At 48.3% G+C, this 12878-nt stretch carries 8 protein-coding genes; all 8 read left to right on the forward strand.

Annotated features, from left to right (window positions below):
• The first annotated feature begins 132 nt into the window (after window positions 1–132).
• Complete coding sequence (locus NFR98_RS00715) at window positions 133–1494, forward strand: APC family permease (protein ID WP_172653414.1); 1362 nt, start codon at window positions 133–135, stop codon at window positions 1492–1494.
• A 121-nt stretch (window positions 1495–1615) separates the two neighbouring features.
• A complete protein-coding gene (locus tag NFR98_RS00720) occupies window positions 1616–3751 on the forward strand; it encodes a sigma 54-interacting transcriptional regulator (RefSeq protein WP_014098495.1) in 2136 nt (711 codons plus the stop codon).
• A gap of 291 nt (window positions 3752–4042) precedes the next feature.
• Entirely contained in the window at window positions 4043–5542 is a 1500-nt protein-coding gene (locus tag NFR98_RS00725) for an aldehyde dehydrogenase family protein (protein ID WP_014098494.1), read from the forward strand.
• 13 nt (window positions 5543–5555) lie between these two features.
• Window positions 5556–6929, forward strand: a complete 1374-nt coding sequence (locus NFR98_RS00730) for a putrescine aminotransferase (protein WP_014098493.1) — start codon at window positions 5556–5558, stop codon at window positions 6927–6929.
• 342 nt (window positions 6930–7271) lie between these two features.
• Entirely contained in the window at window positions 7272–8819 is a 1548-nt protein-coding gene (gene miaB / locus NFR98_RS00735) for a tRNA (N6-isopentenyl adenosine(37)-C2)-methylthiotransferase MiaB (protein WP_014098492.1), read from the forward strand.
• Window positions 8819–9247, forward strand: a complete 429-nt coding sequence (ricA, locus tag NFR98_RS00740) for a regulatory iron-sulfur-containing complex subunit RicA (protein WP_014098491.1) — start codon at window positions 8819–8821, stop codon at window positions 9245–9247. Before miaB ends, ricA begins: the two co-directional genes overlap by 1 nt.
• A gap of 189 nt (window positions 9248–9436) precedes the next feature.
• Window positions 9437–9976: an outer spore coat protein CotE gene (locus NFR98_RS00745; protein ID WP_014098490.1), complete on the forward strand. Its 540-nt coding sequence runs from the start codon at window positions 9437–9439 to the stop codon at window positions 9974–9976.
• Window positions 9977–10235: 259 nt separating this feature from the next.
• Complete coding sequence (gene mutS, locus NFR98_RS00750) at window positions 10236–12863, forward strand: DNA mismatch repair protein MutS (RefSeq protein ID WP_014098489.1); 2628 nt, start codon at window positions 10236–10238, stop codon at window positions 12861–12863.
• Window positions 12864–12878: the final 15 nt, after the last annotated feature.

Raw genomic sequence — 12878 nt, forward strand, 5'->3', positions numbered from 1 at the left:
CTTGTTTTTCTAATAATTGGTATGAAAATTGCAAAGATGTAGAATAATAGGCCTTCGCATGGATGGAAGCGGAGCAGCCTTATTAGCGTACCAAAAAGCAAACATCTTTGATTCGTGGAAGAGAGAGGGAGGATGATAAAATTGGAGAATGCGACATTAAAGCGTTCACTCGGTTTATGGGCCATCGTCGGACTTGGATTAGGGTATATGACGCCTACCATTGTGTTTGATACTTTTGGCATCGTATCAAAGGAAACCAACGGGGTGGTGCCGCTTGCCTATATCACTGCGTTGATTGTCATGCTGTTTACCGCCATCAGTTACGGGAAGATGGTAAAAGTTTTCCCGAACGCCGGATCTGCCTACACGTATACAAGGGAAACGATGAACCCCCATCTCGGTTTCCTTGTCGGGTGGGCGGCGTTGCTCGACTATTTGCTGTTGCCCATGGTGAATGCTTTAATTATCCGGATTTATATGGTATCCGTCTTTCCAAACGTGCCCGCCTGGATCTGGGTGGTGACGTATGTAGCCGCCGTGACGGGCATCAATGTATGGAGCATGGGGAAAACGTCCAATATGAACACCATTCTTGTCGTTTTTGAACTCGTGCTAATCGGTGCTTTTCTTGTGCTGGCCGTTGTACAATTTTCGCACGGAATGGGAAAAGGTACGGTTTTCACTTTCGATCCGCTTTACCACTCCAATGTCCGTTTGAGCGCGGTCCTGACCGGAGCGACAGTCGTATGCTTCTCGTTTATCGGCTTTGATGCGGTAACGATGTATGCGGAGGAAGCGAAAGATCCCAAAATCATGCCGAGAGCGATCATGCTAACGGTTTTTATCGGCGGTGCGGTCTTCTTTATCGCCAGTTATTTCGCGCAAGCCTTGTTTCCGGACGTTTCCCATTTTAAAAACACGGATGACACATTGCCCGAAATCGGATTGTATGTGGGCGGAACGCTGTTTAAATTATTGTTTATTTCCGGTGCATTTGCCGCCACGGTTGCGTCCGGCCTTGCTTCCCATGCCAGTGTTTCGCGGCTGTTATATGTGATGGGGAGAAACGGCGTCCTGCCGAAGCGATGGTTCGGGTACGTGCATCCGAAATTCCGGACCCCCGCATGGAATGTAATCCTTGTCGGCCTGGTGTCGCTGCTTGCGATCACGCCCAGCCTGGAACTCATTTCCTCGTTTATCAACTTTGGCGCCCTGATTGCTTTTACATTCGTCAATTTATCTGTTATTGCCTTCTTTGTCTTCCGGAAAAAGCGCTATAAAACGGCAAAAGATGTGTTTTCCTACCTGGTGATGCCTTTAGCCGGGGCAGGGCTGACGGGCGTTTTATGGTCCAACTTGCAAAAAGACGCCCTCATTTTCGGCATTATCTGGTCAGGCATCGGATTTATTTATATGGCGATCCAAACGAAATTTTTCCGCAAGCAGGTCATCGATTTTCAATTGGATGAAGCAGAAAAAACTTCTATTCTTTAAGATAAAAAGCAATGGTTACATGGCAGAAGATGTGCAGGCATCTTCTTTTTTTGTGCCGGACTATTTCCAATATTAAAATATAGTGATACTATATTTTTAGAAGGTGCAAGGAGGAATCGCAATGCCGGCAATTGCAAAAGAAAAAATAAAGCCGATCATCCCCTTTTCGGTTGACGGTGAAGAAGATTTAAGGCTGGCGTTACAAAAGCATAAAGGGCCTTTTCTGTTTTTAAAGAAGGACGGAGAATTATTTGCCTATGCCTTGCTGAATCATCAACTGCTGGAAAAGCTTAAAAAAGGCAACTTTTCAAAAGAAACCCTGCTTCGCCACGCAAAACCGCTTGACGGGATCAGCCGTCTCGATGACCATATTTCCATTACGAGCTTGTTCCAAATCATTGGTGAACCATTTGCGCTTGTGAGAAGCGAAGATGGCCGCCCGTCCGGCTACATCCAAAGAGAGGACATGCTGGCGGAGCTCTTTAAACAGGAAAACGAAAGCGCCCACTTTCTGAAAATCTTGCTCGCATCGATCCCAATGGGCATTTTTGTGCTCAACAGGGAAAAACGGATCATCCATTGTAACGAAGCAGGTTTACGAATGATTAAATTGCCGCACGAAGCGGTGCTGAATGCCCCTGGTAAAAGTATTTTCAGCCATGACCATATCGCAAAAGCGTTTGAAACCGGGAAAACGTATCTGAACCATCTTGAATTCGCAAACGGGGTCGGGGTTTTGGCCGACTACAGCCCGATTCAAAATTTCGCCGGTGAAGTTGAAGGCCTGATCATTGTCGTTCAGGATTTGCCGATGGTAGAAGAAATGGCACTTGAAATCGAATATATAAAAGACTTAAATAAAGACTTGAATGCGATTCTGTCGACGATTTATGACGAAATTCTTGTCGTCAATGCAAAGGGCGAACTGCTTCGCTACGGGGAGAACATCATTGAAGATTTCTGGCAGGTGGACGTAAAAACGCTGATCGGGAAAAATATCCTCGATTTTGAAGACCAGGGCTTATTCACCCCGTCGGTTATAAGGCTCGTGATGGAAAAACGGAAAAAAGTATCCGTTGTGCAGGAAACGCGGACGGGAAGAAAAATTCTGGCCGTCGGGAACCCGGTTTTTAATGAAAAAGGCGCGCTTGACCGGATCATTATTGCATCGCGGGACATAACCGAGACGACCCGGTTAAAAACCGAACTGAAAGAGATGAAAGAAATTTCAGCCCGGTACAAAAAAGAGCTCGACCAGTTCAAAAACAAAGACCGGTTTTTGAAAAAAATGATTTACTGCAGCCCGAAAATGGAAAAAATCATGCACCAGGTAAAGAAAATCGCCGAATTTTCGTCCACTGTTTTACTGTCCGGCGAATCGGGCGTCGGAAAAGAAGTCATTGCCCAGGCGATCCACCAATTCGGGAAAAGGTCGGAAAAACCGTTTTTAAAACTGAACTGCGGTGCGATTCCGGAAACTTTGCTGGAAAGCGAATTGTTCGGATATGTCAAAGGCGCCTTTACAGGTGCGGAAAAAAACGGAAAAGAAGGATACTTTAAGCAGGCGGACGGCGGCATTTTGTTCCTTGATGAAATCGGCGAATTGCCGGTGCACCTGCAGGTCAAATTGCTGCGGGTGCTGCAGGAACAGGAAGTGATCCCGATCGGCAGCACAACCCCCATTAAAATCGATGTCCAGATCATTGCGGCGACAAATCAAAACCTGGCAAAAATGGTGGAAGAGGGCCGGTTCCGGGAAGATTTATATTACCGATTGAACGTCATTCCGATCCGGATCCCGCCGCTCCGGGAACGGCCGGAAGATATATCGCTGCTTGCCTTCCACTTTTTGCAGCAATTAAACGAAAAATACGGCCGGAAGTTTTATTTAACGCCTGATGCGATCAATGTGCTGGAATGTTACCCGTGGCCGGGAAATGTAAGGGAACTGCAAAATATTATTGAAAGGCTGGTCGTCACTGCGGACCATGCTGCCATCGATGGCGGGTTTGTCAGCCAGTTTTTAACATTCGGCTCTGAAAGGAAAAAAATGAAGCCGGTCGTCACAAGAATCATGCCGTTGCAGGAGGCGATGGAGTCCGTCGAGGAGCAGCTCATTTTGCTGGCCATGAACCAGTACAAAACGACAACAAAAGCGGCGAAAGCACTGGGCATCAGCCAGTCTTCCGTCAGCCGCAAATACCAAAAAATATTAAACAAGAAAAACAGGAAAACAGAGGATGCCGTTTTCAAGTAAAGCTTCTTCTAAAAACCCCTGCTGCCGCAAACAAAGCCTAAAAAACGGCGGGACGCTACCATTCACAGTGTCCCGCCGTTTTTTTGCAGCCTGCAACTTGTTTCAGTGCCTCCCGGTGTAAACGCGCCGGTTTTCTTTTTTACTTTCCCCGCTCCGTTTCCATGCAGAAAAAAATAGCATTATGCAAAACTGCATAATGCTGTGCGTGCGAAACCGCATAAATCAGGCTGAAAATTAATTGGCACCCTTCTTGCAAGATTATTCGTCGAAGAGAATAAAGGAGGATGAAAAATGGTCGGGGTACAACAATCCGTCATCAACCTGAAAATGTATATTAACGGCGAATGGATCGATGCAGATAACCGGGAAACGCGTGCCATAAAAAATCCTGCGAACGGTGAAACCATCGCCATTGCCCCGGAAGGCACCACCCGTGATGCCCATGAAGCAGTGGATGCAGCTCGAAAAGCTTTTGAATCGGGGATATGGTCCGGCATTCCTGCACAGGAAAGGGCAGCGTATTTATTTCAAGTTGCCGATAAAATCGACGAAAACGCGAAGGCTTTAACCAGGCTTGAAACGTTGGACAACGGGAAACCGTTAAGAGAAGCAAGCTATGATATTGCCGATGCGGCTGCCTGTTTCCGTTACTACGCCGGCTTAATTACGAAGCCTGACGGGTTTACCTACCATGTCGCAGATCCGATGCAGGCAATGGTTGTCCGGGAACCCGTCGGGGTATGCGGCCTTATCGTGCCATGGAATTATCCGCTTTTAATGAGCGTCTGGAAAATCGCGCCGGCACTGGCAGCCGGAAATACGATCGTTTTTAAACCGTCCGAGGTGACGCCGGTGACAGCCATGAAGCTCTTTGAAATCTTTGAAGAAATCGGCTTGCCGAAAGGTGTCGCCAATATGGTCATGGGCGCGGGGCCGGTAGTAGGCGAGGAGATCGTCACCCATCCGGAAGTGGATATGATTTCCTTTACCGGCGGCACGAAAACCGGGAAACATCTGATGCGGCAGGCGGCCGATACGTTGAAAAAAGTTTCCCTTGAACTCGGCGGGAAATCTCCGAATATTATTTTTGCCGATGCAGATTTTGAAACGGCCGTTGATTACGCCTTGTACGGCATTTTCAGCGGGGCCGGCCAGGTATGTTCCGCCGGCTCGAGAATCCTTGTTGAAGAAAGCTTGTACGAAAGATTTGTCTCCCATTTTGTGGAAAGAGCCGCCAAAATTAAAGTCGGGCCGGGGGATGATCCGGATACGGAAATGGGCCCGCTTGTCAGCGAAGAACATATGAAAAAAGTGCTTTCTTATATTGAAATCGGCAAGCAGGAAGGCGCCACCTTAGCGCTTGGCGGCAACCGCCTATTGGAAAACGGGCTGGATAAAGGGTATTTTGTCGGGCCGGCCGTGTTTGTGGATGTTAAACAAAACATGCGGATTGTCCAGGAGGAAATTTTCGGCCCTGTCGTTGTTATTCAAAAATTCAAGGATGAGGCGGAAGCTGTAAAATTGGCCAATGACACGGTATACGGGCTGGCCGGTGCGGTTTTCTCCAATGACGGGGCCAAGGCGTTAAGGGTCATTAAAAAGATCCGGTCCGGCATTACGTGGATCAATTCCTATCATCCTACTTATAACGAAGCGCCGTGGGGCGGCTATAAGCAAAGCGGAATCGGGCGCAGCCTCGGCACATTCGGGCTCGAAGAATTTCAGGAAATCAAACAAATCAACATCAATTTACAAGTGGAACCAACCGGCTGGTTTTCACATGAAAAATAAGGAGAGATCATAAATGGGGATAGATATCAAACAAGAGAAGAAAAACAGCGAAGAACAAGCGGTACTCGGTTATATTCATAAAGTGCTGAATTTAATTGAAAAACAGGAAGTCACGCAGGAAGAAGCGGAATGGATTACGAAGGAAACGGTGGACGGATTCCGCGAATATGTGAATCCGGGCTTTCTGGAATACCGGAAAACCGTGACGGAAGGCGGCCAGTTTGCGGCAGTCGAATGGTCCGACAGCGGCGCCTGTTTTAAAGATGTAAACGGCAAAGAATATATCGACTGTCTGGGCGGTTTCGGAATCTACAATGTCGGGCACCGTAATCCGAAAGTCGTAAAAGCTGTGACCGACCAGCTGAAACGCCAGGCGCTCCACAGCCAGGATTTGCTTGACCCGCTTCGGGCCATGCTTGCAAAAATATTGGCGGATATCACGCCCGGCGATTTAAAATATGCGTTTTTCACAAACAGCGGAACGGAAAGCGTGGAAGCGGCATTGAAACTCGCAAAAATGTACAGCGACCGGACAACCATCATTTCGACTACCCGTGCTTTTCATGGGAAAAGCCTCGGTTCATTGTCCGGGACGGCGAAAGGCATGTTCCGCAAACCATTCCTTCCGCTTGTTCCGGGCTTCCGCCATATCCCGTACGGCGACATTGACATGATGCGAAAAACGTTTGAAACATGCGCCCTTGTCGGAGAAGATGTTGCAGCCGTCATGCTGGAGCCGATCCAAGGGGAAGGCGGCATTATTCTCCCGCCGGAGGGCTACTTGCAACAAGTCCGTGAACTTTGCGATGCGTTTGGCGCGCTGCTCATTTTTGATGAAGTGCAGACCGGCATGGGCCGTACCGGAAAAATGTTCGCGGCGGAACTTTACGGCGTCGTCCCGGATATTCTCTGTCTCGCGAAAGCTTTTGGCGGCGGTGTGATGCCTGCCGGCGCGGTGGTCGCGAAAGAAGAAGTGTTCAAAAGCTGGTTCCCGAATCCGTTCATGCATACTACCACTTTCGGCGGAAATCCGCTTGCCTGTGCTGCGGCAATTGCAACGATCGGTGTCCTCATCGAGGAAAAGCTGCCGGAACGCGCAGCTGTTGCCGGGGATTATTTCCTGAACGGCTTAAAAGAGGCGGCAAAAGGCCACGAAGACATTGTCCAGGAAGTCCGCGGGAAAGGGTTAATGATCGGGATAGAATTCCATTCGGATGAACTCGGTTATGAAGTGGCAAAAGGCATGTTTGACGGGGGCGTGCTTGTCGCAGGCACATTGATTAATTCGAAAACTTTGCGCTTTGAACCGGCACTTACAATCAGCTATGAAGAAATCGACCAGGTTATCCGTACGTTCAAACACGTTTTATCGCAAGTGAAGGCATAAAATGTAAAACGGAAGAGAAACGCAAAAAGCCTCTGCCTGAAACAGGAAGGGGCTTTTTGCGCCGGGCACGAAGGTAACGGCTTCTTTTTTCCCGGTAAAGCGCACAGCCCGGTGTTTTGCCAATGTGACACCGGCACAAACCGCGAATGAATCCGCGTTAAATGGTTAAACAAACGGCTTTTGAAGTCCGGATGTTCCGGGAATCGTGAAAAACTTGACACATACCGGGAACGGGGGTTTGTTGTAATAGGAGAAAAAACCATTTATACTGGTTATACGCATGATTTTTATATGGTTGCCGCAAATTGAGCGCGGCATGGTGCAAACAGAAAGGGGATTGCCATGAACGAGAAACAACGTTTGGAACAGCAGCAAGTGAACCCTGTAGAGCCTGCGGACAAAAAATCCGAAAAGGACTACAGCAAATATTTCCAATCGGTTTATATTCCGCCGAATTTAAAAGAAGCAAGAAAACGGAGCCGGAAACCAGTCCAGTATTTTAAAGACTTCGAAATCGATGAAGACTTAAAAGGCATGGGCGACGGATTGAAATTTTACATCCGGACTTACGGCTGCCAAATGAACGAACATGACACGGAAGTGATGGCCGGCATTTTTATGCAGCTTGGTTACACACCGACCGAAACGGTGGAAGATGCGGATGTGGTTCTGCTAAATACATGCGCCATCCGTGAAAATGCCGAAAATAAAGTGTTTGGCGAAATCGGCCACCTGAAACCGTTGAAAACGGAAAAACCGGACATGCTGATCGGGGTTTGCGGCTGTATGTCGCAGGAAGAATCCGTCGTCAATAAAATTTTGCAAAAACACCCGCATGTCGATATGGTTTTCGGCACCCACAACATTCACCGCCTGCCGCATATTTTAAAAGAAGCGTATATGTCCAAGGCAATGGTTGTGGAAGTATGGTCCAAAGAAGGCGACGTGATCGAAAGCCTGCCGAAAGTGCGCAAAGGCAACATCAAGGCATGGGTAAACATCATGTACGGATGCGATAAGTTCTGCACGTATTGTATCGTGCCGTATACGCGCGGAAAAGAGCGGTCAAGGCGTCCGGAAGACATCATCCAGGAAGTGCGTGAACTGGCAGCCAAAGGCTACAAGGAAATCACGCTGCTCGGCCAGAACGTCAATGCCTACGGAAAAGATTTTGATGACCTTGAATACGGACTTGGCGATTTGATGGATGATCTGCGCAAAATCAACATCCCGCGCATCCGCTTTACCACGAGCCATCCGCGCGATTTCGACGACCGTCTGATCGAAGTGCTGGCGAAAAAAGGAAACCTTGTCGAGCATATCCATCTTCCTGTCCAGTCTGGTTCAAGCGAAATTTTAAAAATTATGGGCCGCAAATATACGCGGGAACAATATTTGGAACTCGTCAGAAAAATCAAAGCCGCGATTCCGGATGTAGCGCTGTCCACCGATATTATTGTCGGTTTCCCGAACGAAACCGAAGAGCAGTTTGAAGAAACCTTGTCCCTGTATAAAGAAGTCGGGTTCGAAACGGCCTATACGTTTATTTATTCCCCGCGCGAAGGCACGCCGGCAGCCAGAATGAAAGATAATATCCCGATGGAAGTGAAAAAGGAAAGGCTGCAGCGCCTGAATGAACTCGTCAATGCCTATTCAAAAGCGGCCATGGAAAAATACGAAGGCCAGGTTGTGGAAGTGCTTGTAGAAGGCGAAAGCAAAAACAATCCGGAAATTTTAGCCGGTTACACACGCAAAAACAAACTCGTCAACTTTAAGGGGCCGAAATCAGCAATTGGAAAACTTGTGCAGGTAAAAATTACGAAGGCGAAAACATGGTCACTGGACGGGGAAATGGTGGCCGTGCCTGATCCGGCCGGGGTGGAAGCGTGATGCAGAAGTTTACAAAAGATGATATCGTCGCAAAAGCTGCCGAACTTGCGAAAATGATTGCGGAAACGGAAGAGGTCGATTTTTTTAAGCGGGCGGAAGCGCAAATCAATGAAAATGAGAGAGTCCGCAATTTAATTGCCAATATTAAAGCTTTGCAAAAGCAGGCTGTCAACTTGCAGCATTATGGAAAAAAAGAAGCATTAAAACAAGTAGAAGCCAAAATAGATAAACTGGAGGAAGAACTGGACGGCATCCCGGTCGTTCAGGAATTCAAGCAGTCACAGGTGGACGTAAACGACCTGCTCCAGATTGTCACAAATACCATTTCCAATACGGTCACGGATGAAATCATCAAATCGACCGGCGGCGATCTTTTAAAAGGCCAAACCGGATCCCAGGTGAAATATTCTTCCGGCACCCTCCACTGAAAAAAACGGTGTGCATCTGTGCACACCGTTTTTTTGGTGCGCAGCACAAGGCAAATCCATTGTACGGGCACCCTCCTATTGTCGCGGCATATGTTAGGATTACCCGGAGGTGGCGAGAAAAAGAATTGGCACACCGGCCTGGGTAAAAGCATAGGATGAATTGAAAATAGATGAGGAGGGTTCGCTCGAATGGCAGAATATAGAGAAATCATTACAAAAGCAGTCGTTGCGAAAGGGCGCAAATTTACGCAGTCCAATCATACGATTTGCCCGCCGCAGCATCCTTCGAGCATTTTAGGCTGCTGGATTATCAACCATAAGTACGAAGCCAGGAAAATAGATAAAGAAGTTAAAATCCGCGGCTCTTATGATGTGAACATCTGGTATTCCCATAATGACAATACGAAGACATCGGTCATGACGGAAAAAGTCGAGTATACCGATACCGTTAAATTGCATTACAGGGATCCGGATTGCCTGGACGACAAAGAAGTCATCGCAAGCGTCCTGCAGCAGCCGAATTGCATTGAAGCGGTCATTTCGCCAAACGGCAATAAAATCATTGTCAGTGTTGAAAGAGAGTTTCTCGTGGAAGTCATCGGAGAAACAAAGGTTTGTGTTGCCATCTCGCCTGAAGGATGCAGCGATGACGATGAATGGGAAGAAGAAAGCAGCGACGAGTTTGAAGAATTAAACCCTGACTTTTTAGTGGGAAGTGAAGAAGAATAGAAGCCACAAACTAGGAGACATGCACTCCTAGTTTTTTTCTGGGCATCCGGCGGTAAAAGCGCGGCCATTTGCCCCACCAAAACGCATGCTTAGAATGCACGCGAAATCCTGTAATGGGTTTTGACACAGGCAGAAAAAACCTGGCATCCCTGGAGGAGACATTGAAAATCAACAGACAAGGCCCGGCTTTGTAAAATGATCCGTATTTCAATTTATGAAGGCCTTCATGCAAATATGTTATAATAAACAGGATTGAAGAATGATTGAAAAGCAGGAAAGGAATTTGGTAAGAATGGCTGCGTATACCCCAATGATCCAGCAATATTTGCAAGTGAAGGCGGAATATCAGGATGCCTTTTTATTTTTCCGTCTCGGCGATTTTTATGAAATGTTCTTCGAAGATGCCATTAAAGCGTCCCAGGAACTGGAAATTACATTAACGAGCAGGGACGGCGGCGGCGACGAGAAAATCCCGATGTGCGGGGTACCGTACCATTCCGCCAGCACTTATATTGAACAGCTGATTGATAAAGGCTATAAAGTGGCGATATGTGAACAGATGGAAGACCCGAAACTGGCAAAGGGTGTTGTCAAGCGGGAAGTCATCCAGCTGATTACCCCTGGCACCTTGATGGAGGGCAAATCGCTCGCGGAAAAAGAAAACCACTATATTGCGTCTGTTGCATCCCCGGCGGACGGGAATTTCGCGATTGCCTATATAGATTTGTCAACAGGGGAGGGCAGGGCTTGTCTTTTGGAAGGCCCGTTTGAAGAAGTACTGAACGAACTGGCGTCGATCGGCGCAAAAGAAGCTGTGGTAGATCCGGAATTTCCGGATGAATACGCGCGGCTAATGAAAAATACAGGAAATATCACCATTTCGTTTGAAACGGATACGGCTGTAAAGGAAGGCTTTGAAAGGCTTCTGCCCCAGTTGGAACCGGAGCTTTTGCGGCTGGCTGCAGCAAGACTGTTAAACTATTTATTCCGCACGCAGAAAAGGAGCCTCGATCATCTGCAGCCGGTTGAAATGTATGAAGTCCGCCGGTTTTTAAATATTGATTATTACTCCAAGCGTAATCTCGAACTGACTGAGACGATCCGCGGGCAAGGCAAAAAAGGATCGCTTTTATGGCTGCTCGATGAAACGATGACAGCCATGGGCGGCAGGCTTTTAAAACAGTGGATCGGCCGGCCGCTGCTTAAGCAGGAAAAAATAGAAGCACGGCTTCAAATGGTGGAAACCTTTTTAAACCATTACTTTGAGCGGGAGGATATCCGCGAGCGCCTGAAGGAAGTATACGACCTGGAAAGGCTTGCCGGCCGGGTGGCATTTGGCAATGTGAATGCACGTGACCTCATCCAGCTGAAATGCTCGCTACAGCAAATTCCGGGTATCCGGGCGGTCATGGAAAGCTTGGAAAGCCCGGAAAGCAAAAAATTGGCGGCGCTTCTTGACCCGTGTGAAGAACTGACAGATTTGCTCGAACGCGCGATTGAGGACAATCCCCCGGTTTCCGTGAAGGAAGGCGGGATGATCCGCGACGGCTATAACGAAGAGCTGGACCGCTACCGCGACGCGAGCAAAAACGGCAAGCAGTGGATTGCAAGCCTCGAACGCGACGAGCGCGAGCGGACCGGAATCAAGTCGCTGAAAGTCGGATACAACCGCGTGTTCGGCTACTATATTGAAGTGACGAAGGCGAACCTCCACCTGCTCGAAGAAGGCCGCTATGAACGGAAACAGACGTTGGCGAACGCCGAGCGGTTCATCACACCGGAATTGAAAGAAAAAGAAGCGCTTATTTTACAGGCGGAAGAAAGAATGATCGATCTGGAATACGAGCTGTTTACGGAAATCCGGGCACATGTAAAAGAATTTATTCCCAGGCTGCAGCGCCTCGCAAAAGCGGTCAGCACGATTGATGTGCTGCAAAGCTTTGCCGTCGTAAGCGAAAAACGCCACTACACAAAGCCGGTATTCCGGGAAGACGGCGTGCTGAAGATTACGGAAGGGCGCCATCCGGTCGTGGAAAAAGTACTCGATTCGCAAAGCTATGTGCCAAACGACTGCCTGATGGATGAAAACCGAGAGATTCTGCTGATTACCGGGCCGAACATGTCCGGGAAAAGCACGTATATGCGGCAAATTGCGCTGACGGTAATCCTTGCGCAAATTGGCTGCTTTGTGCCGGCGCGCGAGGCGGAGCTGCCGGTTTTTGACCGGATTTTTACACGGATTGGCGCAGCCGATGATCTCATTTCCGGCCAGAGTACGTTCATGGTCGAAATGCTTGAAGCGAAAAACGCGATTGCAAACGCAACGGAACGAAGCCTGATTTTATTTGATGAAATCGGGCGCGGAACGTCTACATATGACGGGATGGCACTCGCCCAGGCGATGATCGAATACATCCATGATGAAATCGGGGCCAAAACGCTTTTTTCTACCCATTATCACGAGCTGACGGCGCTTTCTACAGAACTGGGTAAGCTGCAAAACGTCCATGTCAGCGCCATGGAGCAAAACGGCAAAGTGGTTTTCCTCCATAAAATCAAAGAAGGCCCTGCAGATAAAAGTTACGGGATCCATGTGGCAAAGCTGGCCGGCCTGCCGGAACAAGTGATTTGCCGCGCCGAAAAAATTCTCCATGCGCTTGAAAACCAGGATAACGGCGAAACGCAGATGAACCCCCCGGAGGCGGCTGCTGCCACAGAGCCCGCGCAACTGTCCTTTTTTGAAGAGCCGGAAACGCCGCGTCAGAAAACGGTTGAAGCAAAGGAAAGAAAGGTGCTCAAGCAAATTAGGGAACTCGATTTGCTTGAGATGACGCCGCTTGCGGCCATGAATGCACTCTATGAGATTCAGAAAAAATTAAAAAAATAGGTGGTGTTGTCCGCG

The sequence above is a fragment of the Weizmannia agrestimuris genome (assembly GCF_943193165.1).
Taxonomy (GTDB): Bacteria; Bacillota; Bacilli; order Bacillales; family Bacillaceae_C; genus Weizmannia; species Weizmannia faecalis.

Excerpts from the sequence above, each read along its gene's own strand:
- NFR98_RS00715 (WP_172653414.1), top strand. The coding sequence starts at position 133 with ATGATAAAATTGGAGAATGCGACATTAAAGCGTTCACTCGGTTTATGG.
- NFR98_RS00720 (WP_014098495.1), top strand. The coding sequence starts at position 1,616 with ATGCCGGCAATTGCAAAAGAAAAAATAAAGCCGATCATCCCCTTTTCG.
- NFR98_RS00725 (WP_014098494.1), top strand. The coding sequence starts at position 4,043 with ATGGTCGGGGTACAACAATCCGTCATCAACCTGAAAATGTATATTAAC.
- NFR98_RS00730 (WP_014098493.1), top strand. The coding sequence starts at position 5,556 with ATGGGGATAGATATCAAACAAGAGAAGAAAAACAGCGAAGAACAAGCG.
- miaB (WP_014098492.1), top strand. The coding sequence starts at position 7,272 with ATGAACGAGAAACAACGTTTGGAACAGCAGCAAGTGAACCCTGTAGAG.
- ricA (WP_014098491.1), top strand. The coding sequence starts at position 8,819 with ATGCAGAAGTTTACAAAAGATGATATCGTCGCAAAAGCTGCCGAACTT.
- NFR98_RS00745 (WP_014098490.1), top strand. The coding sequence starts at position 9,437 with ATGGCAGAATATAGAGAAATCATTACAAAAGCAGTCGTTGCGAAAGGG.
- mutS (WP_014098489.1), top strand. The coding sequence starts at position 10,236 with ATGATTGAAAAGCAGGAAAGGAATTTGGTAAGAATGGCTGCGTATACC.